Here is a 24,793-nt window from a genome sequence, read left to right on the forward strand (position 1 = left end):
AATGTAAAAGCAAAGCCCGAGCAGTCAACGACTGCTCGGGCTTTTTGCTCTATAAATCTATTTTTCAGAGGACGACGTTGACGATGCGACCCGGTACAACGATTACCTTCTTCGGGGTCTTTCCTTCCAGCCATCGTGCAGCTTCTGTAGCCGAGAGAGCCGCTTTTTCCACCTCTTCCTTCGGCATATCGGCCGGTAGTTCTATATTGAAACGGACCTTGCCATTGAAGCTCACGGGATAACGTACCTGACTCTCCACCAGATATTCCTCGCGGTATTGCGGCCAATCGGTCCTAACGATACTACCCGCCTCGCCCAATGCCTGCCACAACCAGTCAGTGATATGAGGGGCAAAGGGAGAAAGCACGACCAAGAGGTCTCGCAAGATAGGGCGAGAAGTGGTTTTGGCAGCCGTCAGTTCGTTCACGCAAATCATAAACGCAGGCACCGAAGTATTGAAAGAGAATCCTTCTATATCCTGACCCACCTTCTTGATCAACTTATGCAGGCTTTTCAGTTCCTCCGCTGTCGGCTCGGCATCGGTGACGCGTAGCCCATCAGCACCATAATATAATGCCCAGAATTTCTTCAAAAAACGGTGTACGCCATCGATACCATTGGTGTCCCACGGTTTGCTTTGCTCCAACGGCCCGAGGAACATTTCGTACAGACGCAATGTGTCGGCACCATATCGCGCAATGATGTCGTCCGGATTGACCACGTTAAACATCGACTTGCTCATCTTCTCCACTGCCCAACCGCAAATGTACTTGCCATCTTCCAAGACAAACTCGGCCGTGGCATATTCGGGACGCCAAGCACGGAAGCGTTCGAGATCGAGCTGGTCGTTGGACACGATGTTTACGTCCACATGGATAGCCGTAACGTCGTACTGCTCTCTGAGACCGTAGCTGACAAATGTATTGGTGTTCTTGATGCGATAAACGAAGTTGGATCGTCCCTGAATCATCCCTTGATTGACAAGCTTGCGGAATGGTTCGGCCTCACATACTTCTCCGAGGTCGTATAGGAACTTATTCCAAAAGCGGCTGTAGATGAGGTGACCCGTCGCATGCTCCGTCCCACCGATATACAGATTGACGTTGCGCCAGTACTCGTTGGCAGCACGTCCTACCAATGCAGTATTGTTGTGCGGATCCATGTATCTGAGATAATACGCACTACTACCGGCAAATCCCGGCATGGTGCTCAGTTCATACGGATACCCTTCTGCGGTATGCCAAGCGGCAGCTCTGCCCAGTGGCGGCTCACCACTCTCTGTCGGGAGGAATTTGTCCACCTCTGGAAGACGTAGCGGCAATGCATCTTCACTCAATGCATAGGGCATACCGTTCTCCTTATAATAGATGGGGAATGGCTCTCCCCAGTAGCGTTGGCGGCTGAAGATGGCATCGCGCAGACGGTAATTCACTTTGACCTTGCCCAAACCTTCCGCACGGATATACTCCTTGGTGCGTGCGATGGCATCGGATACCGAGAGTCCGTTCAAGAAATCCGAATTGACCATCGTACCACTCTTGCTATCCTTGGCATCTTCCCAGGCAGCGGGGTCTGTGGCCTCTTCTCCTTCAGGCACAACTACCTGCACAATAGGCAGATCGAAGTGACGCGCAAAAGCAAAGTCACGTGTATCGTGTGCCGGCACTGCCATGATAGCCCCTGTGCCATATCCGGCCAATACATAATCACTGATCCAAATAGGAATTTCTTTTCCTGTCAGCGGATTGATCGCAAAGCTGCCCGAGAAAACACCCGATACACGCTTATCGGCGATTCGTTCTCTCTCCGTGCGTTTTTTAGTCTCTGCGAGGTAGGCCTCCACTGCGCCGCGTTGCGCATCGGTCGTCACCTTCGATACAAGTTCGCTCTCGGGAGCCAACACCATGAAAGTAACGCCGAAGACCGTATCGGCACGTGTGGTAAAGATGGTAAACTTGCGATCACAGCCTGACAAACAGAAGTCCATCTCCGCTCCCTCGGAGCGTCCTATCCAGTTGCGCTGAGTTTCTTTGAGAGACTCAGTCCAGTCCAATGTATCCAGATCGTGGAGCAAACGCTCGGTATAGGCCGATACACGCAGACACCACTGGCGCATCTTCTTCTGCTCGACAGGATGTCCTCCGCGAACGCTGAGTCCCTCGCTCACTTCGTCATTGGCCAATACTGTACCAAGTGCAGGGCACCAATTTACCATTGTGTCGCCGAGATAGGCGAGTCGATAGTTCATCAGCGTCTCTTGTTGCTCCCGCTCACTCATGGCCTTCCATTGATCGGCGGTGAAGTGCAGTTCTTCGCTACAAGCCACATCCAAACCTTCGGAGCCTTGATGAGCAAAGACTTCGATCAGCTCCGCGATAGGTCGCGCCTGAGCTGCCTGACGACAGTAGTAAGAGTCGAACATACGCAAGAAAGCCCATTGCGTCCATTTATAGTAGTCGGGATCGCAGGTGCGAATCTCACGCTCCCAATCGTAGGAGAAACCGATCTTATCCAACTGTTCGCGATATCGCGCTGTGTTTTCCTCGGTAGTCTTCTCAGGGTGTTGGCCTGTTTGTATGGCATACTGCTCAGCGGGAAGACCGAAAGCATCGTAGCCCATCGGGTGCAACACATTGAAGCCGCGCAGTCTTTTGTAGCGGGAGAATATGTCCGAGGCTATGTAGCCCAACGGATGTCCTACGTGCAGTCCCGCCCCTGATGGATAGGGAAACATATCCAAGACGTAATAGGGTTCCTTCTGCAAGTCTTCCGTCACGCGGTACACTTTGCCTTCGCGCCACTGTGCTTGTATGCACTTTTCAATATCGTGAAAGTTGTATTCCATAGAATATTGTATCTGAATCAATGAATTATGCTTATTTCTGTGAGGTACAAAAGTACGCACTATTCCCGAAAGGCTGCCCCTGTCTTTTTCCGAAATCCGATGGCGGTGCACGTCAATCTCCTCGATAAAACCTCCTCAATGATGAGTTGATATTCAGACAAATGTGAGGTTTGTGAAAAAGTATGTAGTTCTGTTATGATTTTCTGCCTGTGCATGCAGTCGAGAAATCTCAGACCAAAAAGAAAATATTTTGGCGCCGTTTCGGAAAAGAAATGGCGCCAATTCAAAAAACTTTTGGCGCGACTTCCTCATGATTTATGGCGCACGATTCTGTCGGTTTTCGGCATACAATTTCGAGAAATACACTCCTTCCCTCTCAACGCCCCACAGAAGGTTAAAAAACATGAAGCTCGGTCAGCCTTTTCCGCGCAGTCAGCGAGCTTGCGGATTTGCTTCAGAAGTGGTGTTTGATGGAGTTTACACCCATATCACATTAAATTCATTTGCATGGAATTTGAGTATTTACATGCCTCAAAAGGACGTAAAAGGCAAATAGCGCATCTCAAAAAACAGAAAATCAGGTAGCCAGAACAAATCTAACTACCTGATTATCAGCGCGAGCGGTAGGCGAGGCTCGAACTCGTGACCCTCAGCTTGGGAAGCTGATGCTCTACCAACTGAGCTACTACCGCGATGGGAACGCGACAAAAGTACATATTCTTCGGAAGAAACAATACAAAAGAATGTTGTTTCTATTGGAAACAACGGAGTTCACAATCAATCATTCATCCACAAAAAAGGAGAAGCCTCTGTCTCGACCCGTAGGCTCGGACAGAGGCTTCTCTATATCGCATGCGTACGGCAGAACCGCACAATCTCTTAGTAACGAGCTTCTACTACATCCCAGTCGATGATGCTCCAGAGATCCTTGAGGTGATCAGCACGACGGTTCTGATAGGTCAGATAGTAAGAGTGTTCCCACACGTCGAAACCAAGGATGGGATTCAGACCCTTGCGAATGGGATTACCTGCGTTGGGTTCCTTCTCGATAGAGAGCTTGCCATTGGCATCTGAGGCCAACCAAACCCAACCTGAACCGAAGAGAGAAACACCGGCATTGTTCATCTCCTCTTGGAACTTCTCGAACGAACCGAACTGGGCGTTGATGGCTTCTGCAAGCTTACCCTTGGGGGCACCACCCTTTCCGGGGCCGAACTGTGTGAAGTAGAGGTTGTGATTGAGCGTCTGGCCTGCATTGTTGAAGATGGCGCCTTCGCTCTTCTGTACGATAGTATTGAGATCAGCATTCTCAAATTCGGTGCCGACGATGAGTTTATTCAGATTGTCCACATAAGTCTTGAGGTGCTTACCGTGGTGAAATTCGATCGTTTCTTTGCTGATTACAGGTGCCAAAGCATCTACTGCATAAGGAAGCGTTACGAGTACGTGAGTCATAATGATGAACGTTTTAATTGTCATGATTTTTTATTTTGTCAGAGGGTGGTAAGCCATCCTCCGATTGTTCTTTCAATACTAAAACATCAACAGTATAAAAAGGTTCGGATTTGGCACGAAAAAGTTATTCTCACTCCATAACGAAGAGATATTCCCGCTCATCAGACAAGTCGGGTCGGAATGTAAATCCTTCGGGTGCAAAGAGTTGCATATCCTCTACATGTGCGCTGCGACGAGCGATGAGATGCGCAGTCATCAGTCCGCGCGCCATCTTCGTATAGATGACTATTTGCTTGAGACTACCGTCGGCCTGTCGCACTTTGAAGGTCGGTGTCACTACGCGAACGGCTGCCTCCACACGTGCCCAATCGAAGAGCAGTTTCATTTCCTCACTCGCCAAAAAACACAATTCGCCTCCGGTCTCCTCTACTCTTCGGATCAGATAATCTGTGAGAATCGGTCGCCAATAATGGAACACCTCGTCTTCCACCGGTGTACCGAGGCGTGCCGTTCCCTCCATGCGGTAAGGGCGGATAGCGTCCGTCGGGCGCAAAAGACCGTAATGAAAAGAGGTGATGAGCAAGTGATCAGCCGCAAAACGCCAAGCTTCTTCGTCGAAATTGGAGGGAGCTAGTTTCTTGAAAACCATGCCCGTATAGGCCAGTGCTGCAGGAGCTACGGGCGTATTCTCATCGAATATCTGTTGCCAACGATGAAAATTCTCCTCTGCCAGTTTGCGGTTTACTTTGAGTAGACGAGACAGTTCGTCTATGTCACAAGCAGCGGCAGCAAGCGCAATCTTGTGAGAAGCCTCGGAGAACATCGGCACCGTCGGCTTGGGGAGAGCGGGTAGACGCTTGGGGATACTGAGCGTCTTGGCGCAGGAGATCAGGATAAGCATAGGTGTAAGGGGAGAAAAGAGCGGGGAGAAAAGAGCGGGGAGAAACTACGGGCTGCAAGCGTCCGTAGCCTCTCCCCGACTGATAAGACAATGTTTATTAGGCAGGATTCTGCAAGACGTCCTTCATCAGCTCATCGAAGTACTCGCCACGGGTCAGTACACCGTTCTGTACAGCGACCACTTCCACCTCGCCCGAAGCAGCCATGACACCGTCTTCGCGTACAATATCCTGAGCGAAAATGAGCTTGGGACCTTTCTTATAACAGCTCAGACAGCTACGAAAACGGTCACCGCTGCGGAGGGATTGCTTAAAGTTGATGGTCACTTTCGTCACAAAAGCATCGAGTCCGATCTCGTGCATACGTCCGAAATTATCCCCCAGCGATTCCCAAAATTCATGGCGGGCATGCTCCATATAGCGCTGATAATTGCTGTTGTTCACCACACCTTGTAAGTCACATTCGTAATCTCTCACCTTCATGTCGAGGGAGAACAAATAGTTCTTTTCTTTCATATCTTTCTATAGTTTTGGCCGACTCAGGGAGGCGCATACCTCCCTGAGTCGTTGTGTTATTCTCTTTCTTCGAAGCGATAGAGCTTATCCGACGGACGCACTTTCTCTCTTACCGGAATGGAAATGCGTTGCCCTTTGACGGCTTTGTCCACAGACTCCAGCTCGTATCTTATCTCTTCCACTTGTTGGATGAAGGCTCCGGTAGTAGGTCCCGTGATCACGATCTCGTCTCCTTTATGTAGTTCTCCGGCCTCTATCTCAAATTCGGCTACTCCCAATCGGCTGAAATACTTGATTCCCTTGCCCACATATACCTTCTGACGCGTGGCTGCCGATCCGTAGCGGTGCGTCCATTCGCCCAATCGCTGTCCCAGATAGTAGCCGTTCCAAAAGCCACGATTGAAGACCGTAGCCAGCTGCTTGTCCCACTCGGCTATGCGCTCTTCATCATACGTGCCGTTACAATAGGCTTCGACAGCTTCCTTATAGCAGCGGCACACCGTATAAACGTATTCCGGCCCGCGTGCTCTTCCTTCGATCTTAAATACGCGTACGCCCGCATCCATCATTTTATTGATGAAGTGGATGGTCTTCAGATCCTTGGGCGACATGATGTATTGGTTCTCAATGTCCAGTTCCAAATCACTGTCCTTGTCCTTGACCGTGTAGGCTCTTCTACAAGACTGAGAGCAAGCCCCCCTATTGGCGGAGCTGTTATGTTCGTGCAAACTCAGATAGCACTTGCCCGAAACGGCCATACAAAGAGCGCCGTGAGCGAACATTTCTATACGCACCGGCTCTCCTTTGGGTCCGCAAATGTGATCCCGTTCTATTATCTCATGGATGTTGCGCACCTGATCCATGTTCAACTCTCTGGCTAAGACTGCCACATCGGCAAACTGTGCATAGAAGCGCAAGGCCTCTGCATTGCTGATATTAAGTTGTGTGGAGAGATGCACTTCTACACCTATCTCGCGGGCATAGGTCATAGCCGCCACATCCGAAGCGATTATGGCTGAGATCTTTGCTTGCTGTGCCGCATCAATGATGGAGCGCATCAAAGACAAATCCTCATCATAGATCACTGTATTGACAGTGAGGTAGCTCTTCACCCCATGCTCACGACAGATCTCCGCGATTTTATAGAGGTCTTCGGTGGTAAAGTTATTGGCTGAGCGCGCCCGCATATTGAGTCCTTCGATACCGAAGTACACCGAGTCGGCTCCTGCCTTGATGGCCGCCATGAGCGATTCGTACGAACCGACCGGAGCCATTATCTCAAATTCGTTCACATTCATCTTTACATTCTCTCTTTTTATGGGGTCTTGAGTGGCTCATCGAGCCGCAATAGTGGGGCCACATCCAGTAGCGGAAGGCGCACAAAGTCCCGCTTCCACATATGCGGGTGAGGTAGTATAAGCTCCTCGGTCTGCATCTGGGGGCAGGATGTATGTATCAGGATGTCAATGTCAATAGGCCTATCGTAATAGATACCGTCGGCGCTCTTGTGCGTACGCCCCAGTTCTTTTTCTATTCCCTGCGTAACGGATAACAACTCTCGAGGGCCGATTGCTGTCCGGAGCACTACCACAGCATTCAGAAAACAGTGAGGCGATTCGAATCCCCAAGGCTCAGTTTCATAAAAAGGAGAAAGGGCGAGCATGCAGCCCACCCTATCCTGTAACATATCCAAAGCTGCACCGAGAAGAGCATGACGGTCTCCCAAATTGCTCCCCAGAGATAGATATACCGTAGCCATTATCAGTCTATAATGAGCATGGCATCTCCATACGCACCGAAACGATATTTCTCTTTGACCGCCAAGTTATAGGCATTCATGATCTGCTCATGTCCACCGAAGGCCGACGTCATCATCAGCAGCGTGGAGAGAGGCATATGGAAGTTGGTCACCAGAGCCGATGGCAGGTGGAACTCGTAAGGAGGAAAGATGAAACGACTCGTCCATCCTTCGAAGGGTTTGAGGTGTCCGTCCGTGCTCACGGCAGTCTCTATGGCACGAAGAACTGAAGTCCCTACGGCACAAATCTTTTTCTCTTCGTCCCACGCACGATTGATATTGATGCAAGCTTCGTCGTCGATATACATCTCTTCACTATCCATCTTGTGCTTGGTGAGGTCCTCCACATCTATGTCGCGATAAGACCCCAGCGCATGATGCACCGTGATAAAAGAGAAGCGTGTGTCCTTAATCTCGAGGCGCTTCATCAGCTCTCGGCTGAAGTGCAGACTGGCAGCAGGAGCCACCACAGCACCCTCTACATCGGCAAAGATACTCTGATATCGCTCCGGATCATCCTCATTTACATTGCGTGCCATATACTTGGGTAGAGGTGTCTCACCGAGTCGGAAGAGCAATTCCTTGAATTCGTCATGCGGACCGTCATAGAGGAACCGGAGCGTACGTCCGCGAGAGGTCGTATTGTCTATCACCTCAGCTACTAATTCCTCATTCTCCCCGAAGTATAGTTTATTGCCGATACGGATTTTACGAGCCGGATCGACCAGCACATCCCACAGTTTGAGCCGTTCATTCAGCTCGCGCAAGAGAAAAACCTCTATCTGAGCTCCGGTCTTCTCCTTATTGCCATAGAGGCGGGCAGGGAATACACGTGTATTATTGAATATAAATGTATCGCCCTTGTCGAAGTAATCGAGAATGTCCTTGAATACACGGTGCTCTACGTCACCTGTTTTTCGATGGACAACCATCAAACGCGACTCATCGCGGAATTTGCTTGGCTCCCGGGCAATCAGCTCGTCCGGAAGATTAAACTTAAACTTAGATAGTTTCATAGCGATATATATTGCCGTTAGTTATTCGTATTTGCGGGAACCAAAGCAGACAAACTCTTCGGCTGCATGTCGAACTCTGGTTCATTAGCAAAACCAAGTCGGTCGAACCATTGTTCCAGATCTTCTATCGACAGACAATCCTCGATGCGAGCATCACCTACCCGAGTGCGCTGTAAGGCTTCCAGATAACCGCCCGATTGCAATGCTTCGCCTATGTCGCGAGCCAAAGCCCGTATATAGGTCCCTTTGCTGCAGACGATGCGCAGCGTAATCAGAGGGAGGGAAAAGTTCAGCAGTTCTATTTCATCGATCTGCAGGATGCGTGCCTTGAGCACGATCTCTTGTCCTTTCCTTGCCAAATCATAGGCACGACGACCGTCAACGCGGACGGCAGAAAAGACGGGAGGCACCTGCTCTATCTCACCGACGAAACGCGGCAGAATATCCAGTACGGTCTCACGCGTGATGTGCTCATAGGGGAAGAAAGCATCCGGCTCGCTCTCCCGATCATAGGTCGGCGTCGTAGCCCCGAGACGTATCGTTGCTATATACTCTTTGGTTCCTGCCTGCAATATGTCTATCTGTTTGGTGGCACGTCCGGTACAGAGGATCATCACACCCGTAGCCAGCGGGTCCAAAGTCCCAGCATGCCCCACGCGCAACTTCTTGATCCCCATTCGGCGACACACCCGATAGCGGAATTTATTGACCAAATCGAAGGAAGTCCAGGTAAGAGGTTTGTCGAAGTAGAGCACTTCGCCCTCACGCATATGTAGCGGACGATCTATCTGTTTCATAGGTCAGTGTCAGATCGAAAGCGATACGCCCGAGAGCATCAGGATAATAATCAAGCCTCCTGCAAAGATGCGGTAGTAACCAAAAGCCTTGAATCCATAGCGGGTGAGGAAGCCGATAAAGAAGCGGATGGCAGCCAACGCCACGAGGAAAGCCACTGCATTGCCCAGGATGAGCACAGTCATATGCTCGCGGAAGATCTCCACTCCACCCTCTTGATATAGCTTATAAGCCTTGAGCAAAGTAGCCCCCAACATCGTGGGTACGGCCAGAAAAAAGGAGAATTCGGCAGCAGCTTTGCGACTCAGTTTCTGTTGCTGTCCGCCCACGATCGTAGCCATCGAGCGCGAAAGCCCGGGCAGGAATATGGACAGACATTGGAAGAGTCCCACAACCAAGGCATTGGAGTAGCTCACATGTTCCTTGTCCGATGCAGCAAAGAGCTTGTCCACAAAGAGCATGAAGACACCTCCGAGGAAGAGAACCACGGCCACGATCCACACGCTGCCCAGCATTCTGTCCACCCAGTCATCGAAGAGGAAGCCCATGACTACAGCCGGCAGCAAGGCAATGAGTAGTTTCCAGTAGAGGTCGAAGCGGCTCAAAAACTCTGCCCGACGGCCTTTACCGATGGCACGCGGAGCAACTGGGAAGCGAAAGAAACGCTTCCAATAGAGCACGAGAACAGATAGAATGGCACCGAACTGAATCATCACGGTGAACGCCTTGACGAAGGGCGTGCTCTCCATACCCATGATTCCTTCGGTGATAATCATATGGCCGGTGGAAGAAACCGGCAGAAACTCGGTCAGTCCCTCTACGATGGCCAGAACGATAGCTTGTAGTACAGTCATTTATCCTTGATGATCGTGCAAAACTCTTCCTTCGGAAGCAGGCCACAAGCCCATACCGACGGTTTATTTTTTCTTATGGGAGCATGCCACGGGGATTATTCCTCGTGATCCTTTTTCTTGGGAGCTGCCATGATGGCATACACCATTAAGACGAATCCGGCCATACATACCCACGGAGCCAGCTGTATGCGGCTGGCACTGAAGATATCCGGATTGAAACTTACTTGGTCTGCCGAGCCGCCTCCCGACATGAGGATGAAGCCCAGAATGATGAGAAGTCCCGATACAGCCATCAGGATAAAGTTCTTTTTGCCGAATAGCATATCCTATTTCGATTCTATGTTTATGATTCGTTCTTGTGAGCCGCACCTTATACAAGATGCATCTTGCCCCCGTCCATACGGATGTATTTGTTCGTGGCAGCACGGGCAGAGAGGGCCGAGATGAGGATCCCCACCAGCAGCATACCCCCTGCTACAATCGACAGACGCTCGACCGTAAGGTATGTGCGGAGGCTGCCCGCGAAGGCATATTCGTCGGTTGCATAGAGAGCTCCTGCGAGAAGAAGGATGGCGAGCAATGCTGCCACCAACCCGTTGACCATGCTATAGCGCACAAAAGGTCTGCGTATAAAGCGAGGAGTAGCCCCCACCAACGTCATCGTGCGTATGCTGAAACGCTTCGAATAGATGAGCAGACGGGTGGTATTGCTGATCTGTATGTAGCTGATGAGCAAGAGAACGGCCGCCAATGCCAGCAGAATGATCCCGATGCGACGTGCATGCTGATGCACAATGTCGAACATATCGGCACGGTACTGCAGATTGTCCACGCCCTCCCATGAGCGAATGACAGAGTCGATGGCTTGTAAGCTGTCGGGATGTGTATATTGGGCTTTGAGATGTACGGATATTTCCGGTTGCAGTGGGTTATATCCCAACATCTTCACGGGATCGTCTTCGCCCAACTCCTTGCGCATTTCGTCCAGTGCCTGATCGGCCGATATATAGGTAACATCCTTGACAAAAGGAGCCGCAGCGATCTGCTGCTCCAACGCCCGGGTACGAGTCTCGTCCAAATCGGAAGAGAGCAGGAGGTTGAAAGACAAGTCCTCGCGCACGGCTGTTCCCAAACCTTTGCCGATGGACTCTATTACCCCGATAACGCCCAGCAGGAAGAGGACTACAGCAATACTCATAATGGCCAGAAACCGTGAATGGAAGAAGGCCGAAGACCGCTTCTTATTTTTGTGTGACATCTTTATTATTACGACTATTCAGGGTAAGAATACAGCGTATGCTTGGCTCTTACGGCCTATTCAGTTTTGCGTTCTTTTATTATCGGTCATGGGGTATCGCACTGCTCCGATCCTTCAGAAACGGCTAAAGCCTCCCAATTTCTTTGCAAAAATAGTATATTTCAGTTGTTATGCGGCCGATTGACGCGCTATTTTTCCTTTCCTTGGTAAGTTGTCATTCCATAACGAGGAAATGCAGACTTTTCTAAGCAAGCAAAACTGCGTCAGGGCACTTATTGTCGGCAAAAGCTGAGAGGACACCCCCTCTTCGGGCGAAAAATGAGAGGATTGTGGCGCGTAAATCTGTGAAAAATGGCGCCATTTCTTTTTCGTTTTGGCGCATAATCTTGGGAGAAATGGCGCATAATCGGAAAAGTTTATGCGCCGGCTTTTTACAGACGATGTGTAGATTCTTTTTGGCGCGCAGTTCGTTTCGGCGGTGTCCTGCCGTAAGCGCAGAATTATTCAGAGCATTAGAATACGCAAAAAGCGCATGGCTGCATAGACCGGCGAGGAGCCCCAAGAAAAAGCTCCCTTCCGAATAAAGTGCGCCGTACAGCCATCGACCCGCTCGCAAAAGCTCTAATGCCTCGGCCGAGAAAGTGGAGAATGTGGTGAAGCCACCACATAACCCAACAGCCAAGAAGAGCCGGCCTTCGTCCGTCATACTGACGCATTTGGCAGAAAGGCTGTAGATAAGCCCTATCAGAAAGCAGCCTAAGAGATTGACAACCATCGTATCCCCCAAGGAAAGCCGTCCCCCACTCCACCCAAATCATCTATATTTGCGGGGCAATAATTTGGCAAACATCAATACATAACTTTATGGAACCAGTCCAACTCTCTCCGCTCCGCAAAGGTATCGTGGGCGTGCAGTTCTTATTCGTGGCCTTCGGTGCCACCGTCTTAGTGCCCCTCTTGGTGGGCTTAGACCCATCGACGGCCCTCTTCACGGCGGGCATCGGTACGCTTATCTTCCACCTCGTCACGAAAGGGAAGGTGCCCATCTTCCTCGGCAGCAGCTTTGCTTTTATAGCACCCATCATCAAAGCCACTGAGATGTACGGACTGCCGGGCGCACTCTCCGGCATGGTGGGCGTGGGACTTGTGTACTTCCTCATGAGCGCCTTGGTCAAATGGCAGGGCGTAGGCATCATCCGCCGTCTGTTCCCACCGGTAGTAATCGGGCCGGTTATCATCCTCATTGGTCTGTCTTTGGCGGGTACAGGAGTGCAGATGGCACAGTCCAACTGGATCCTTGCCTGCGTGGCACTATTTACTGCCATTACGGTGACGATGGTAGCGCGAGGCCTCTTTAAGCTTATCCCCATCTTCTGCGGCATAGTGGTAGGTTATGTCGTGGCAGTGATCTTCTTCGATGTAGATCTGACTCAGGTACACGAAGCTGCATGGATCGGTCTGCCCCAGTTCTCATTCCCGCAGTTCTCTCTTCCTCCCATCCTCTTCATGTTGCCTGTAGCCATTGCTCCCGTCATCGAGCATGTGGGCGACGTCTATGTGGTCAATACAGTGGCGGGGAAGGACTTTGTCAAGGACCCGGGGCTGCATCGTACGCTCTTGGGCGATGGATTGGCTTGTGCGACTGCGGGCTTCCTCGGCGGCCCTCCCGTGACTACGTACTCGGAAGTAACGGGAGCCATGGCTCTAACCAAGGTAACTGACCCCACCGTCATACGCATCGCTGCCGTTACGGGTATCGTCTTCTCCGTAGTGGGTAAGGTGAGCGCCTTGCTCAAGTCCATCCCCTCGGCTGTATTGGGCGGTATCATGCTGCTGCTGTTCGGTACGATCGCTGCTGCCGGTATAGCCAATATGGTGAACCATCAGGTGGATATGAGCAAGACGCGCAACATCATCATCGTCTCTCTTACCCTTACATTGGGCATCGGCGGAGCTGTTATCTCGTTCGGAGAGTTTTCGATGGCCGGCATCGGTCTGGCAGCCATTGTGGGCGTATTGCTCAACCTCGTACTGCCCCAAGACAAGGATTGAGCGCAAGCATCCCCGGCCCTCCCACGCCTCCACTCTATGACGCACGGCACCGACTTGCGACCTAAGCTCTCCCCATACGACTACGTGCGGTTGCAAGCCATACGCCTCGGCCGCTATCTCCTGCATCGCAGAGGGCATGGTGTGCACTCGCCGTACGTATTCTATCTCATTACGCGCGTGATCGAAGAGCGCACGCCCTACTACTGCTTCGCCTCGTTGGCAGCCGGTACGCGGGATGTTCGCAGGAGTTGTTCCTACAGCGGGATCGCAAATGAGCGGGTATTGGAGCTTATCTTTCGGCTCGTCCTCTACACCGGAGCCAAACGTTGCATCGCCTTTTCGCCTGATTCGTCTGTGCTCAAGCAATATGTGCAAGCAGCTTCTTCTACAATAGCATATGTGTCGGCAAAGGACTTGGACACAACTCCCCTCGTGGAAAAGTCCGCCCCCGTCCTAATGGTGGTGGAAGAGGAGGCTCTTGCCACGGCGGCCATGTCTGCATTGGCGGAAGGCTCATTCGCTGATGGCTCTATTCTCGTTTTACATTGCCCCCGCCGTCGTGGAGCTGTCCGCACGCTGTGTCAGCAGATGTGGGAGCATCCCGAAGCACGGATATTGGTAGATGTCGGCGAAGTATTCATCGTCGTTTTTCATAGCGGACTGAACAAGCGACGCTACAAAGCGTTTCTATAAATGGACTACTCCTCTGCCCTTAGCGGCAGAGGCCGTACCCGTCCGACTATTACGTCAAAAGCAATAAACGATCCGAACAAATGGCCAAAAGCATGATTTACACCCGCACGGGTGATAAGGGTACGACCAGCCTCGTAGGAGGTGAACGTGTGCCCAAATACCATCAACGCATCGAGAGTTACGGTACTATCGACGAGCTAAACTCCTTCATTGGCTTACTGATGAGCGAGGATTTGCCCGCGGAAGATCAAGACTTCCTGCGAGGCGTGCAGCACAAACTCTTTACCATCGGGTCGTATCTGGCGACCAATCAGGAGAGCACCGAGCTACACATCGAAAGCCGTGTGATGCCCGAAACCATCGAACGAATGGAAAAAGAGATAGACCGACTCGACGCATTGGCACCTCCGATGAAGGCTTTTATCCTCCCGGGAGGAAGCCGCACTACGTCCTTGGCGCACGTGTGCAGAACCGTCTGTCGCAGAGCGGAACGACTCATCCTGCGTCTGAGTGAAGAGGCGCTGGTGGAAGAACCGGTGATGCGCTACATCAATCGACTGAGCGACTACTTCTTCGTCTTGGCGAGGAAAGAAGTGTGGCGCACCACGGGCGGCGAAATTATCTGGGACAAGTCCTGCGACTAACCCCCTCCATCCCGGATGAAGAGCCTCTCAGAAAGGACAAACAGAAGCGGCCGCGTCATAAACTCCATTATGACGCGGCCGTTTCCGTTTGTGCGTATCAGCCTCGATGCGGCTGTGTCGCGATGCTTTAGCGAACGATATTCATTTCGTCGATCAGACGTTGGCAGCCACCCACCTTGTCAATAACGAGAAGGACATAGCGAATGTCCACGATGATACTACGTTGGTAGTCGGCCAAATACTGGATGTCACCGCCGACACCTTCCCAGTTGCGGTCGAAGTTGAGACCTATCAAGGCTCCATCGGCATTGAGTACGGGACTGCCGGAGTTACCTCCCGTCGTATGCGTTGTGGCACAGAAGGCTACGGGCATGGCTCCATTGGCATCGGCATAGCGACCATAATCGCGACGCTGATACAAGTCTTTGAGCTTGGGATCTACGACAAACTCCCAGTTGTCGGGGTCTTCTTTCTCCATCACACCGGTAAGTGTGGTCTGGTGTCCGTAGTGAACATTGTCGCGGGGAGAATACCCTTTGACCTGTCCGTAGGTGAAGCGGAGTGTGAGATTGGCATCGGGAAACTGATCCTGCTCACCATCCATCTCCAGAAGACCGGCTATATAGGTGCGCTGAGCACGTAGGATAGGGTCGTCGTAGGGGCGAAGTTCTTGGTAGAGCTTGCGATATTCGCCAAAGACCGAAGCAGCAAAGAGTATCATTGGGTCCTCTGCAAGCTGCTCGGCAGAGGGTGATCCGTCGGCAAAACGAGCGAATTGCCCGGCACTGCCGTAGATGGAACGTGCGAAGATGTCATCCACATAGGCCTGGACATTACCGGCAAAGCGGTCGCGAATGAGCTGCAGGTGTGCGGGAAGCTTCTCATACGGTATCTCGCGGATGTACTCGGTGAGCATAGCCACAGCTATCTTCTTGTCCACCTCGGCACTATAGTCCTTATCAGCAAAAGCATTGTATCGGGTGCGAAGGTCGCTTATCATGGTGCGGCGGGCATTGGCATCGCCGCTCTTGAGGGCGTTGATCTCTGCCTCTGTAGGTATGGGAGCGCGAGCAAATTCGATGCCGCGTATAATGCCCTCTTCTAACATCAAATAGCGACGACGCAGATCGGCGCGCTTGCTCACAGTAGCATCGATCTCGCTAATAGCTTGAGCATACTGAGGCTTGCCTTGTGCATTGCCCCAAGCTATCAATCGGTCCTGCATAGCCTGTTTCGTTTCGCGGAGGCCTCGCGTTTTGATCGCCCAGTTGGCTCCGATTGCACGTTTGTAGCCGTTTTGTGAACCTGCATACTTGGCCGAATACATGATTTTGATCTGAGGATCGGCAAGCATTTCGCCCAACATAACACCCTGACGGATGTCACGCATACGGATGCGGATGTCGTTGTCCAAACTCTTCCATTCGTCCACCTCAGAAGCGGTGAAATAGCGATGTGTAGTCCCGGGGAAACCCATGATCATGGCGAAGTCCTTCTCTTGTACACCACCGAGGGAGATGTTGAAGTATTTTTTCGGTCTCAGGGGTACATTGTCGGGAGAATAAGGAGCGGGATTGCCGTTCTTGTCTGCGTAGATACGGAAGATAGAGAAATCGCCCGTGTGGCGCGGCCACATCCAGTTGTCGGTGTCGGCACCAAACTTCCCGATATTGCTCGGAGGTGCACCCACAAGACGAACATCCGTATAGGTCTTCTTGGTGAACATCAAATAGAGATTACCTCCATAGAATGCCTTGATTTCAACTGAAAGACCGGGGTTCTTGGTGCTGAAGTTCTTGCCCACTCGCTTATCCGCCAACTTCTGCAGGTACTTAGGCGAGAGGTATTCCATGCTGTTAGGATCCTTGATAGACTTGAGTTCTTTCTTGACATAGTCCGTTACGTCCTCAATCTTATCAATAAAAACAACTGAAATATCCTTGTTAGGCAGTTCGTCTGCCTCATTCATTGCCCAGAAACCATCTTCAAGATAGTTATGTTCGAGGGTACTATGAGCCTGAATCATGCTATAGCCGCAGTGGTGATTGGTCAGGACTAATCCTCTGTCAGAAACAACCTCACCCGTACATCCTCCATCGAAGAGAACGACGGCATCTTTGAGTGACGTGCCGTCGGGGTTATAGAGATCATATTCTTTCATCTTGAGTCCGCGTTCTTTCATCTGCGCATACTTCCGGCTCAGTTGCTGCATCAGCCACATACCTTCATCGGCACGGGCTATCTGCGTTAGGCAAAGAACCGCAAAGAGGGGAAGCAATAGTTTTTTCTTCATTATTATTGGGTTTAAGTTTGTATGGATGTTTTTGTTATTGCTCAAAGGATGGAGAGGGCGGTGCCCTACCGCTGGATACCCGCAATAAAGGAATTGTAGTAACGTTTGTCTCCCGTCACCTCATGGTCTATCCAATCGGGCAGGGCTACATCCTCGTCTTCTCTCTGCAATTCTACCTCCGCGATGACCAAGCCGTGGTGCAAACCTTCGAATACATCTACCTCCCACATATGCCCTTCGTAGGGGATGCAATAGCGAGTCTTGCGTATATAACCGGGCAAGCATAGTGAGAGCATCTCCTTCGCATCCTCAAGCGGCAGCGCGTATTCATACTCATGGCGACTGAATCCACCCGCCTGAGTCTTACCCTTGACCGTGATGCAGGCTTCCTCTTCACATAGACGGATGCGCACGGTGCGCACACCGTCTGCAACAAGATAGCCTTGCGTGATATGACGAACCTTGACGGCTTGCGCCTTGAAGTCGTCGTTGCGGACGAGAAACTTTCTTTCTATTTCCATGTAGTGATGATAAAATAATGATTCTCTTATAAGAAAGAGGAGGCAGCGTGTACCTTTCCTTTATTACTAATGTATAATGACCATGGTGGCTCCGAAGCCATACTCACGGAAGGAAGCATCTTGGAAACGATGCTGTTTGTAGCGTGTGCGTAACTCCTTCTCAATTGCTTGGCGCAGTACGCCCTCACCCTTGCCATGAATGAAGACGATCTTCTGGCCTTTGCTTTGGGCATATTCGGCCATGACTTCGTGGAATTTATCGAGCTGGTATTGTAGAATATCACCGTTCTTCATGCCCGCTGTGGTCTCAAGGAGTTCCCCCGCATGCAGGTCGATCTCTACAATCTCGGGCTTCTTGGACACAGGAGCTTTCCGAGCAGGAGCCGGTGCAGTACGATCGATCAGCTCCTTAGATTTCATCGCTGCTTCAATGGTCTGCGGATCAATGACAGCTTCGGTCACGGGTCTGTCGTGCTCTAAGACAGGATAGACCAACGCATTGTCTTCGAAGAAATCATTTTCCTTGAAGCAATGGAGTTTGACGAACTTGATGGTATCGAGCTTTAGCTCCACAGACAAGGCAGGTTTGAGGAGGAAAGTCTTTCGCTCCTTATGGGCCATGAGCTGCAAGCACACCCGTTCCATATCTTGGAGGTCGGCAGCAGTAAACTCTTCGATGAATAGTTTGGTATTGGGCTCTATCATGCCCGAAGCTCGCAGCTTCCACCCCGTAGGCAGCAGGGAGAGATAATGGTAGTGGATACAGTAGTTGCTGTCATTGATCAGATAGCACTCGTAAGGCTCCGTACCCAGACGCTGCTCATTCATGGGCAGATAGGCCAGATATACTTCGAGACTGTCATGTCCTGCCAATTCGGTGTGCAGAAGACGAGGCTGGGCATCGGCAGGCTTATGCTTTTCTGGTGCAAGGGAGGCGGGCTCTTGTCGCCTTTTCTCTTGCTGACCTTTCTTGGCTTCTTCTTCCCGTCTCTTATCCATGGGGGATTTGTAAGCGGGAATAAAGGTGTCGTTCTCACCCACCATCACACATTCCTGCAGGGGGGTGGGTATTTCGAATCCGTCTTCGCCCTCTACCCAGGCAATTTTGCCACTGATGCGGCAGACAACTCCGCCACCTTGTGAATTGAGGAAGCGTACACGGCTACCTATTTTGATGTTGTTCGTACTCATTGATGAATGGGGTTGGTCACGTTCGTACCTGATATTGAGGCTGTGTCCTAAAGGGCGAACTGCTACGTTGCTTTCGAGATTCGGGTTCAGTCATATACCATAGTATACTCCCGTATCCTCACTCTCAGCTCCTAACATTTCACCCTTTCTAACACAACCTCTGAGGCTGAGCCAAAATCGAATTTATGACACAACCTTGTTTTATTGAGAAATAGGATCTGTTATATTTTACCGGAAGAGAGTGCCGGCAGCTACTTCGTCGGCTGCCTGATCACCTTGGAGGTAACGCACGACTTCCAAAGCGAAGGCAAAGACACAAGCCGGCCCCTTACCGGTGATAATATGGCCGTCGCAAGTAGCAGCTTCGGCAGTATAGGTAGCGCCTTCGAGCTTAGACTCAAACCCGGGATAACAAGTGGCTTTGCGTCCGTTTACGAAGCCCAAGCTACCAAATACCATCGGCGCAGCACAGATGGCGGCCACGAGCTTTCCTTGGGTATAGTAGGCGCTGAGCAGGGCGTGGAGGGGTTCACAATTATTCAGATGTTCCGCCCCGGGCAAACCTCCGGGCAGCACGAGAGCATCTACAGCAGGCAGATTGTCCATCAGGCGATCGGCCTTCACGGTAATGCCATTGGCACCCTGCACCTCGAGAGAGTCGGTGATGGATACGAACTCGGCTGCAAGGCCGCCGCGGCGGAGGATATCCAGTGTACCTATGGCTTCGGTCTCTTCAAAGCCGGGTGCCAGAAAAACGAATGCTGTCTTTTTCATATTGTAGTCCTGTGTTAGTTGATTATTTGATGTCGAAGTGGTAAGTGATTACGCCTTCTTGATCTCCACCGCCGGGAATGGCGTTGAAGCGCGTAGCTTTGGCAGCTTCGATGGCTGCTCGCTGAGCTGAAGCATCGGTCAGGTTCGTACCACGCAACCTGATACTGGCCTCGGTAACTCGGCCTGCATTATTCACAACGATATTGACTCTGACGGTACCTCGTATCGGCTTACTATACTGTGGCCTCTGCGGATAGCCACCATTGCCTACAATGGTTCGTCCGGTGAGCGAATAAGAAGAGCCGCTGCCGCCGGGGTTACCTTGATTGCCGTTGGGGGTGTTTCCTGTCCCCTGAGTGCTACCCTGTCCCGCACCTCGACCGAAAGCTCCTGCCACATTGTTGCTGATGACTTGTCCGGCCTCGGCCTTACGCCTGCGCTCTGCTTCGGCAGCAGCTTCGGCACGCTTGCGAGCTTCTTCGGCCTCACGTCTGAGTTTTTGCTCAGCTTCTCGACGTACTCTCTCTGCATTGGCCATATGCGGAGCAGGTTCGATCTCCTGACGGAGTTCCGATTTGGCTCGAACTGTCGGTTTATTGACTACAGGCTGACTCTCTTGAGGCAGTTGCTCCTGTTGCACATCGGGGTTGGATACCGACTCTTGGGGGGCAGGTTCGAAGTCACCGGAGGAGAGTTCCGTAGTACCGAAGTTGATGAGAATCAGCTCCTCGGGTTCTTCACGGGGAGCAGCACGGAGGTGCAGCACGAACAAGAGGGCAAGCAGACCGACATGCACTCCTACAGATACTGCCAGAGCGATGACATTGCGTTTGATTTTCTCTTGTTGCATGAGATTACTGTTTGCTTTGAGCTTTGGTGGCCAAGACCACCTTCATTTTGTTTTCTGCAGCCAAGCTTAGGACTTTGACAACCTCACGGTAGGGAACGGTCTCATCGGCATATATGGCGACAAACATCTCAGGATTGCGGCTTTGTTCTTGCAGCAACAATGGGAGTATTTCCTCGAAAGCCACCTCGTGCCCTTTATCTTGTCCGAAAGCGGCGAAGTAGCGCATATCTTCTGAAATGGTAATTCGGGCCAACGGAGATTCAGGTGCCGACTGCTGCATGGCAGAAGGAAGGGAAACCCGAAGTGCATTGGGCACGATAAGCGTGCTCGTCACCATGAAGAAGATAAGCAAGAGGAATATCACGTCGGTCATAGAAGCCATGCTGAACAGCTCTGTGACCTTGGTCTTACGTTTCAGGCTCATTTCTTAATGGGTTCGTTAAGGAGATCCATAAACTCCAGCGTCTTGGTTTCCATCTTATTGACCACCTTGTCCACCTGAGCCACCAGATAGTTGTAGGCAAATAGAGTTACGATACCAACCACCAAACCCCCTACGGTCGTCACCAAGGCTTCATAGATACCACCGGATAGGAGCGCTACGTCAACGCCTCCGCTTCCGGCATTGGCCATGTCAAAGAAAGCACGCACCATACCGGTTACTGTACCCAAGAAACCGATCATGGGTGCTCCGGCTGCAATGGTGGCAATGATGGGCAGACCTTTTTCCATTTTACCGATCTCGATATTGCCGGTATTCTCGATGGCTACCAATACATCGCTCAAAGGTCTTCCCAAACGGGTGATACCCTTGGCGATCATGCGTGCCGAAGGAGTACCCTTGTCTTGACAGAGACGCATGGCCGAATCGATTTTTCCTTCGTGGATGTAGTCTTTGATTCTATCCATAAAGGAATCTTCTTCACGTCCTGCCGCTCTGATTTCGATTACCTTGCGTACAAAGATGTAGATGGCCAATGCGGAAAGGAGAGCCAGTACGATCATGATCCATCCACCCTTGACGGCCAGGTCCATAATGGAGAGTGAGGTCTCGACAGGTGCGGCCGCAGCGTTTACTGTAGTAAGAGAGTCGATCGGCGTACCAGCCGGTTGTGCAGTTATTTGCAGAAAAGGGATGCTTAAGAAGTTCATTGGATTATCAATATCATTATTAGTGTTTGTACTTTATCTACAACGCGAGTTGTTCTCTATATTGTCTGATGGTCTGCTCCAAGCCCAAATAAAGCGCATCGGCTATCAGGGCATGGCCGATAGACACCTCATCCAGATGGGGCAATTGCTCAGTGAAGTAGCGCAGATTTTCCAGGCTGAGATCATGTCCGGCATTGATGCCCAAACCCAATGCGTGAGCATGAGCCGATGCTGCCACATAGTTGCGCACAGCATCTTCCCGATTGCGAGCGTAGTTGGCCGCATAAGGCTCTGTGTACAACTCTATTCTGTCCACGCCTGTTTTGGCTGCCCAGGAGATATTCTCCAGATCGGTGTCGATGAAGATAGACGTTCTCACACCCCACGAACGGAAACGCTCCACCAGACGGCATAAGTGATCGTAGTTTTTGGCCACGTCCCATCCTGCATTAGAAGTCAGCACATCGGGCGCATCGGGTACCATTGTCACCTGCGCAGGACGCACTTCTTCAATCAATCGGATGAATCGTTCGTCGGGATTACCTTCTATATTGAACTCTGTTGTCAACACTTTTTTCAGATCATATACATCCGTCCGGCGGATATGCCGCTCATCGGGGCGGGGATGAACGGTGATCCCTTGGGCTCCGTATCGCTCACAATCGAGAGCCACTTGTAGGACATTAGGCACATTGCCTCCGCGAGCATTACGAAGTGTTGCTATTTTATTTACGTTTACGCTTAGCTTTGCCATTACGATTATTACTAATTTTGCGAACTATGCAAATGTAACGTTTATTTGCTGAACCCCGGAGAAATAGGAATAAGCCAATGAAGAAAATAGCCATATTTGGCAGCCGCCACAAGAGCGAACAGGCCACACCTATCAAGGCTTTGATCTTGAAGCTGGAAGAAGCCGGCACACCTCTTTATATAGAGCGCAAGTTCTTCAACTTCCTCGAACAGGATTTGGATTTTCATCCTGCCGTTTGTGGCGTGATCGATACGCTCCCCGAGCATATCGACTATGTCATCTGTATGGGGGGCGATGGTACTTTCCTGCGCACGGCTCATCATATCGGCATCTCTCAAATACCTATTTTGGGTGTCAATACCGGTCGATTGGGTTTCCTCACCGATGTAGATTGCCACGAAGCATCGGAGCTGATTACCCATCTGTTGGAAGGTAACTATACAATTGAGACACGCTCCCTACTGGAAATACAATTAGGAGACAATCCTCCCGCCTATGCTCTGAACGAAGCCGCCATCCTTAAGCGAGAGACCGGCTCCATGATTCGGGTCAATGCTTATCTCAACGAAGACTATCTGGCAGCTTACGATGCCGATGGTCTCATCGTGGCCACGCCTTCGGGCTCTACAGCTTACTCGCTCAGCGGCAACGGGCCAATCATCGTCCCGTCGTGCAAGACTTTTGTCCTGACCCCCATCGCACCACACTCGCTCAATATGCGTCCGTTGGTTGTGCCGGATGATATGGAGATCCGTCTCGAAGTAGATACGCGGAATCGCAATTATCTGCTGGCCCTGGATGGCAAGACGGCTACGCTACCCTATGATACATCCGTTATCCTGCGACGTGCTCCTCACGATCTGAAGATGATCCGACTACGCCCCCATTCCTTTGCCGAGACACTCAGGCGCAAACTCATGTGGGGAGCTGCCGTAAGAGAATAAGCCCCAAAGTCCACCTATTTCCCACACACATCAGACTTTATGGAAGAGAATACCAACATGGTACTGCGTACCGAGGATTTGGTCAAACGATACCGAAATCGTACGGTCGTCAATCATGTATCGATAGAAGTTCGTCAAGGCGAGATCGTCGGACTCCTCGGCCCCAACGGAGCAGGCAAGACCACGACGTTCTATATGACGACGGGACTCGTTGTCCCCAATGAAGGCCGCATATTTCTCAACAATCAGGATATCACCCAATACCCCGTTTACAAGCGTGCTCGTGCCGGTATCGGCTATCTGGCGCAAGAAGCATCCATCTTCCGCAAGATGTCCGTCGAGGACAATATCCTCTCCGTTCTGGAGATGGCAGGACTGCCGGTAGATTACCAACACGAGAAGCTCGAAAGCCTAATCGCTGAGTTCCATCTCGAGAAGGTGCGCAAGAATCTGGGCGACCGCCTCTCCGGCGGAGAGCGTCGTCGTGCCGAGATCGCACGATGCTTGGCCATCTCTCCTCGCTTTATCATGCTGGACGAACCATTCGCCGGTGTCGATCCGATAGCCGTACAAGACATCCAAGCTATTGTAGCCAAGCTCAAGCATAAGAATATCGGCATCCTGATCACTGACCACAACGTACACGAAACGCTCAGTATCACGGATCGCGCCTATCTCCTCTTCGAAGGCAAAGTGCTCTATCAAGGTAGCGCCGAAGAGTTGGCCGCCAACGAAGTGGTACGCGAGAAGTATCTGGGACGTGACTTCGAATTGCGTCGCAAACGCTTCGATTAATCTATTTCCTCCCAGTTTCGATAGAGATTTGCAACTATTTTTTGCATCATCAGGCTGTTTTGCTTGTATAATCAGTTTATTTGCTTTCCTTTGCGCTCAGTGAAAGCAGTAATGCGACGAATAGTTTAGCAATAACGGGTAGATTCTTTATCTCTTTTTGGTATCGAAATGACACACGAAGGCGTTAACCCAATTCAGCAATTTCTCTTTTGCCTTTTTTCATTTACAAACCAAAGATGAGTATGAACATCTATGTAGGGAACCTGAACTATCGGGTTCGTGAAGAAGACCTCACAGGTCTGTTGCAACAGTATGGCGCAGTCTCAAGCGCACGAGTAATTACCGACAGAGAAACCGGCCGTTCACGCGGTTTCGGCTTCGTCGAGATGGAAGATGACAACGATGCACGCCGTGCTATCGAAGAGCTTTACGATCATGAATTCCAAGGTCGTAAACTGATCGTAAAGGAAGCGATGGATCGCCCCGAACGCGCTCCTCGCCGTGCTCCCCGCAATGACGATCGTTACTAATTAGTCATCCCTTAAAAAGCATTTGCAAGTGAGAAGTCATTCATCGATGGTCTCTCGCTTAGCTTTTCGCTTATTATTTTGAGCAGGTGCAAAAGAGCCTTCATGGCTCTTTTGAAGTTGTAAGCAGCAGCTGCCAATAGGATGTTCACAGCATCCCCTGCCAC

Annotated in this window: 26 protein-coding genes, 1 tRNA gene and 2 pseudogenes; 6 read left to right on the top strand and 23 right to left on the bottom strand. The window is 51.0% G+C overall.

Annotation, left to right across the window (positions count from 1 at the left end; all coding sequences use genetic code 11):
• Window positions 1-64: 64 nt before the first annotated feature.
• The 14 genes and pseudogenes from leuS to C7382_RS10320 form a co-directional block, all read right to left on the bottom strand.
• The gene (gene leuS, locus C7382_RS08715; RefSeq protein ID WP_116679900.1) at window positions 65-2,845 is read right to left on the bottom strand and encodes a leucine--tRNA ligase; all 2,781 of its coding nucleotides are present in this window, start codon (window positions 2,843-2,845) and stop codon (window positions 65-67) included.
• Between the two features lie 619 nt (window positions 2,846-3,464).
• Window positions 3,465-3,537 (bottom strand) — tRNA-Gly (locus tag C7382_RS08720).
• 187 nt (window positions 3,538-3,724) lie between these two features.
• Window positions 3,725-4,300, bottom strand: a complete 576-nt coding sequence (locus tag C7382_RS08725) for a superoxide dismutase (protein ID WP_116679925.1) — start codon at window positions 4,298-4,300, stop codon at window positions 3,725-3,727.
• Between the two features lie 130 nt (window positions 4,301-4,430).
• Window positions 4,431-5,201 carry a YaaA family protein gene (locus C7382_RS08730; RefSeq protein WP_116679901.1) on the bottom strand — a complete coding sequence of 257 codons (771 nt, stop codon included), beginning with the start codon at window positions 5,199-5,201 and terminating at the stop codon, window positions 4,431-4,433.
• Window positions 5,202-5,298: 97 nt separating this feature from the next.
• Window positions 5,299-5,715, bottom strand: coding sequence for an acyl-CoA thioesterase (locus C7382_RS08735; RefSeq protein WP_116679902.1), 417 nt, complete (start codon window positions 5,713-5,715; stop codon window positions 5,299-5,301).
• Between the two features lie 56 nt (window positions 5,716-5,771).
• Window positions 5,772-7,013 (bottom strand): U32 family peptidase, encoded by a 1,242-nt coding sequence (locus tag C7382_RS08740; protein WP_116679903.1) that lies wholly within the window; start codon window positions 7,011-7,013, stop codon window positions 5,772-5,774.
• Between the two features lie 17 nt (window positions 7,014-7,030).
• Complete coding sequence (gene folK / locus C7382_RS08745; RefSeq protein ID WP_116679904.1) at window positions 7,031-7,474, bottom strand: 2-amino-4-hydroxy-6-hydroxymethyldihydropteridine diphosphokinase; 444 nt, start codon at window positions 7,472-7,474, stop codon at window positions 7,031-7,033.
• A 2-nt stretch (window positions 7,475-7,476) separates the two neighbouring features.
• On the bottom strand, window positions 7,477-8,529 hold the full coding sequence (queA, locus tag C7382_RS08750) for a tRNA preQ1(34) S-adenosylmethionine ribosyltransferase-isomerase QueA (RefSeq protein ID WP_116679905.1): 1,053 nt from the start codon (window positions 8,527-8,529) through the stop codon (window positions 7,477-7,479).
• A gap of 17 nt (window positions 8,530-8,546) precedes the next feature.
• Window positions 8,547-9,326 (bottom strand): tRNA pseudouridine(55) synthase TruB, encoded by a 780-nt coding sequence (truB, locus tag C7382_RS08755; protein ID WP_116679906.1) that lies wholly within the window; start codon window positions 9,324-9,326, stop codon window positions 8,547-8,549.
• 9 nt (window positions 9,327-9,335) lie between these two features.
• Window positions 9,336-10,178 carry an undecaprenyl-diphosphate phosphatase gene (locus C7382_RS08760; RefSeq protein ID WP_116679907.1) on the bottom strand — a complete coding sequence of 281 codons (843 nt, stop codon included), beginning with the start codon at window positions 10,176-10,178 and terminating at the stop codon, window positions 9,336-9,338.
• 95 nt (window positions 10,179-10,273) lie between these two features.
• Window positions 10,274-10,501, bottom strand: coding sequence for a DUF3098 domain-containing protein (locus C7382_RS08765; RefSeq protein WP_116679908.1), 228 nt, complete (start codon window positions 10,499-10,501; stop codon window positions 10,274-10,276).
• Window positions 10,502-10,548: 47 nt separating this feature from the next.
• On the bottom strand, window positions 10,549-11,436 hold the full coding sequence (locus C7382_RS08770) for a cell division protein FtsX (protein ID WP_207772733.1): 888 nt from the start codon (window positions 11,434-11,436) through the stop codon (window positions 10,549-10,551).
• Between the two features lie 168 nt (window positions 11,437-11,604).
• Complete coding sequence (locus tag C7382_RS10315) at window positions 11,605-11,940, bottom strand: DUF1661 domain-containing protein (protein ID WP_116679927.1); 336 nt, start codon at window positions 11,938-11,940, stop codon at window positions 11,605-11,607.
• A gap of 49 nt (window positions 11,941-11,989) precedes the next feature.
• A pseudogene (locus tag C7382_RS10320) lies at window positions 11,990-12,211 on the bottom strand (fluoride efflux transporter FluC); the annotation flags it as partial.
• Between the two features lie 89 nt (window positions 12,212-12,300).
• Here C7382_RS10320 and C7382_RS08785 point away from each other — a divergent pair.
• From C7382_RS08785 to C7382_RS08795, 3 genes are all read left to right on the top strand, one after another.
• The gene (locus C7382_RS08785) at window positions 12,301-13,488 is read left to right on the top strand and encodes a uracil-xanthine permease family protein (RefSeq protein ID WP_116679909.1); all 1,188 of its coding nucleotides are present in this window, start codon (window positions 12,301-12,303) and stop codon (window positions 13,486-13,488) included.
• Window positions 13,489-13,524: 36 nt separating this feature from the next.
• A complete protein-coding gene (locus C7382_RS08790) occupies window positions 13,525-14,181 on the top strand; it encodes a hypothetical protein (RefSeq protein ID WP_116679910.1) in 657 nt (218 codons plus the stop codon).
• An 80-nt stretch (window positions 14,182-14,261) separates the two neighbouring features.
• Window positions 14,262-14,825: a cob(I)yrinic acid a,c-diamide adenosyltransferase gene (locus tag C7382_RS08795; RefSeq protein WP_116679911.1), complete on the top strand. Its 564-nt coding sequence runs from the start codon at window positions 14,262-14,264 to the stop codon at window positions 14,823-14,825.
• Window positions 14,826-14,952: 127 nt separating this feature from the next.
• Here the strand turns inward: C7382_RS08795 and C7382_RS08800 are convergent, their stop codons facing one another.
• From C7382_RS08800 to C7382_RS08835, 8 genes are all read right to left on the bottom strand, one after another.
• Window positions 14,953-17,118, bottom strand: coding sequence for a S46 family peptidase (locus C7382_RS08800; RefSeq protein ID WP_116679912.1), 2,166 nt, complete (start codon window positions 17,116-17,118; stop codon window positions 14,953-14,955).
• 65 nt (window positions 17,119-17,183) lie between these two features.
• On the bottom strand, window positions 17,184-17,639 hold the full coding sequence (locus C7382_RS08805; protein WP_116679913.1) for a CYTH domain-containing protein: 456 nt from the start codon (window positions 17,637-17,639) through the stop codon (window positions 17,184-17,186).
• 66 nt (window positions 17,640-17,705) lie between these two features.
• Window positions 17,706-18,830, bottom strand: coding sequence for a DUF2027 domain-containing protein (locus C7382_RS08810; RefSeq protein WP_116679914.1), 1,125 nt, complete (start codon window positions 18,828-18,830; stop codon window positions 17,706-17,708).
• Window positions 18,831-19,058: 228 nt separating this feature from the next.
• On the bottom strand, window positions 19,059-19,604 hold the full coding sequence (locus C7382_RS08815) for a DJ-1 family glyoxalase III (RefSeq protein WP_116679915.1): 546 nt from the start codon (window positions 19,602-19,604) through the stop codon (window positions 19,059-19,061).
• Between the two features lie 22 nt (window positions 19,605-19,626).
• Window positions 19,627-20,454 carry an energy transducer TonB family protein gene (locus C7382_RS08820; protein WP_116679916.1) on the bottom strand — a complete coding sequence of 276 codons (828 nt, stop codon included), beginning with the start codon at window positions 20,452-20,454 and terminating at the stop codon, window positions 19,627-19,629.
• Between the two features lie 4 nt (window positions 20,455-20,458).
• A complete protein-coding gene (locus C7382_RS08825; RefSeq protein WP_116679917.1) occupies window positions 20,459-20,878 on the bottom strand; it encodes an ExbD/TolR family protein in 420 nt (139 codons plus the stop codon).
• Window positions 20,875-21,606: a MotA/TolQ/ExbB proton channel family protein gene (locus tag C7382_RS08830; RefSeq protein WP_116679918.1), complete on the bottom strand. Its 732-nt coding sequence runs from the start codon at window positions 21,604-21,606 to the stop codon at window positions 20,875-20,877. Before C7382_RS08830 ends, C7382_RS08825 begins: the two co-directional genes overlap by 4 nt.
• 37 nt (window positions 21,607-21,643) lie before the next feature.
• A complete protein-coding gene (locus C7382_RS08835) occupies window positions 21,644-22,360 on the bottom strand; it encodes a pyridoxine 5'-phosphate synthase (protein ID WP_116679919.1) in 717 nt (238 codons plus the stop codon).
• A 77-nt stretch (window positions 22,361-22,437) separates the two neighbouring features.
• Between C7382_RS08835 and C7382_RS08840 the strand changes: the two genes are divergently transcribed.
• From C7382_RS08840 to C7382_RS08850, 3 genes are all read left to right on the top strand, one after another.
• Window positions 22,438-23,304, top strand: a complete 867-nt coding sequence (locus C7382_RS08840; protein ID WP_116679920.1) for an NAD kinase — start codon at window positions 22,438-22,440, stop codon at window positions 23,302-23,304.
• A 39-nt stretch (window positions 23,305-23,343) separates the two neighbouring features.
• Window positions 23,344-24,099, top strand: a complete 756-nt coding sequence (gene lptB / locus C7382_RS08845) for an LPS export ABC transporter ATP-binding protein (RefSeq protein WP_116679921.1) — start codon at window positions 23,344-23,346, stop codon at window positions 24,097-24,099.
• Window positions 24,100-24,335: 236 nt separating this feature from the next.
• Window positions 24,336-24,629: an RNA recognition motif domain-containing protein gene (locus C7382_RS08850; protein WP_116679922.1), complete on the top strand. Its 294-nt coding sequence runs from the start codon at window positions 24,336-24,338 to the stop codon at window positions 24,627-24,629.
• A gap of 11 nt (window positions 24,630-24,640) precedes the next feature.
• Here the strand turns inward: C7382_RS08850 and C7382_RS08855 are convergent.
• A pseudogene (locus tag C7382_RS08855) lies at window positions 24,641-24,793 on the bottom strand (IS5/IS1182 family transposase); the annotation flags it as partial.

Source organism: Porphyromonas loveana (assembly GCF_003096695.1).
GTDB lineage: Bacteria > Bacteroidota > Bacteroidia > Bacteroidales > Porphyromonadaceae > Porphyromonas > Porphyromonas loveana.

What these genes read in the sequence shown, in the direction of transcription:
- leuS (WP_116679900.1), bottom strand. Translation starts at nt 2,845, where the DNA reads ATGGAATACAACTTTCACGATATTGAAAAGTGCATACAAGCACAGTGG.
- C7382_RS08725 (WP_116679925.1), bottom strand. Translation starts at nt 4,300, where the DNA reads ATGACTCACGTACTCGTAACGCTTCCTTATGCAGTAGATGCTTTGGCA.
- C7382_RS08730 (WP_116679901.1), bottom strand. Translation starts at nt 5,201, where the DNA reads ATGCTTATCCTGATCTCCTGCGCCAAGACGCTCAGTATCCCCAAGCGT.
- C7382_RS08735 (WP_116679902.1), bottom strand. Translation starts at nt 5,715, where the DNA reads ATGAAAGAAAAGAACTATTTGTTCTCCCTCGACATGAAGGTGAGAGAT.
- C7382_RS08740 (WP_116679903.1), bottom strand. Translation starts at nt 7,013, where the DNA reads ATGAATGTGAACGAATTTGAGATAATGGCTCCGGTCGGTTCGTACGAA.
- folK (WP_116679904.1), bottom strand. Translation starts at nt 7,474, where the DNA reads ATGGCTACGGTATATCTATCTCTGGGGAGCAATTTGGGAGACCGTCAT.
- queA (WP_116679905.1), bottom strand. Translation starts at nt 8,529, where the DNA reads ATGAAACTATCTAAGTTTAAGTTTAATCTTCCGGACGAGCTGATTGCC.
- truB (WP_116679906.1), bottom strand. Translation starts at nt 9,326, where the DNA reads ATGAAACAGATAGATCGTCCGCTACATATGCGTGAGGGCGAAGTGCTC.
- C7382_RS08760 (WP_116679907.1), bottom strand. Translation starts at nt 10,178, where the DNA reads ATGACTGTACTACAAGCTATCGTTCTGGCCATCGTAGAGGGACTGACC.
- C7382_RS08765 (WP_116679908.1), bottom strand. Translation starts at nt 10,501, where the DNA reads ATGCTATTCGGCAAAAAGAACTTTATCCTGATGGCTGTATCGGGACTT.
- C7382_RS08770 (WP_207772733.1), bottom strand. Translation starts at nt 11,436, where the DNA reads ATGTCACACAAAAATAAGAAGCGGTCTTCGGCCTTCTTCCATTCACGG.
- C7382_RS08785 (WP_116679909.1), top strand. Translation starts at nt 12,301, where the DNA reads ATGGAACCAGTCCAACTCTCTCCGCTCCGCAAAGGTATCGTGGGCGTG.
- C7382_RS08790 (WP_116679910.1), top strand. Translation starts at nt 13,525, where the DNA reads ATGACGCACGGCACCGACTTGCGACCTAAGCTCTCCCCATACGACTAC.
- C7382_RS08795 (WP_116679911.1), top strand. Translation starts at nt 14,262, where the DNA reads ATGGCCAAAAGCATGATTTACACCCGCACGGGTGATAAGGGTACGACC.
- C7382_RS08800 (WP_116679912.1), bottom strand. Translation starts at nt 17,118, where the DNA reads ATGAAGAAAAAACTATTGCTTCCCCTCTTTGCGGTTCTTTGCCTAACG.
- C7382_RS08805 (WP_116679913.1), bottom strand. Translation starts at nt 17,639, where the DNA reads ATGGAAATAGAAAGAAAGTTTCTCGTCCGCAACGACGACTTCAAGGCG.
- C7382_RS08810 (WP_116679914.1), bottom strand. Translation starts at nt 18,830, where the DNA reads ATGAGTACGAACAACATCAAAATAGGTAGCCGTGTACGCTTCCTCAAT.
- C7382_RS08815 (WP_116679915.1), bottom strand. Translation starts at nt 19,604, where the DNA reads ATGAAAAAGACAGCATTCGTTTTTCTGGCACCCGGCTTTGAAGAGACC.
- C7382_RS08820 (WP_116679916.1), bottom strand. Translation starts at nt 20,454, where the DNA reads ATGCAACAAGAGAAAATCAAACGCAATGTCATCGCTCTGGCAGTATCT.
- C7382_RS08825 (WP_116679917.1), bottom strand. Translation starts at nt 20,878, where the DNA reads ATGAGCCTGAAACGTAAGACCAAGGTCACAGAGCTGTTCAGCATGGCT.
- C7382_RS08830 (WP_116679918.1), bottom strand. Translation starts at nt 21,606, where the DNA reads ATGAACTTCTTAAGCATCCCTTTTCTGCAAATAACTGCACAACCGGCT.
- C7382_RS08835 (WP_116679919.1), bottom strand. Translation starts at nt 22,360, where the DNA reads ATGGCAAAGCTAAGCGTAAACGTAAATAAAATAGCAACACTTCGTAAT.
- C7382_RS08840 (WP_116679920.1), top strand. Translation starts at nt 22,438, where the DNA reads ATGAAGAAAATAGCCATATTTGGCAGCCGCCACAAGAGCGAACAGGCC.
- lptB (WP_116679921.1), top strand. Translation starts at nt 23,344, where the DNA reads ATGGAAGAGAATACCAACATGGTACTGCGTACCGAGGATTTGGTCAAA.
- C7382_RS08850 (WP_116679922.1), top strand. Translation starts at nt 24,336, where the DNA reads ATGAGTATGAACATCTATGTAGGGAACCTGAACTATCGGGTTCGTGAA.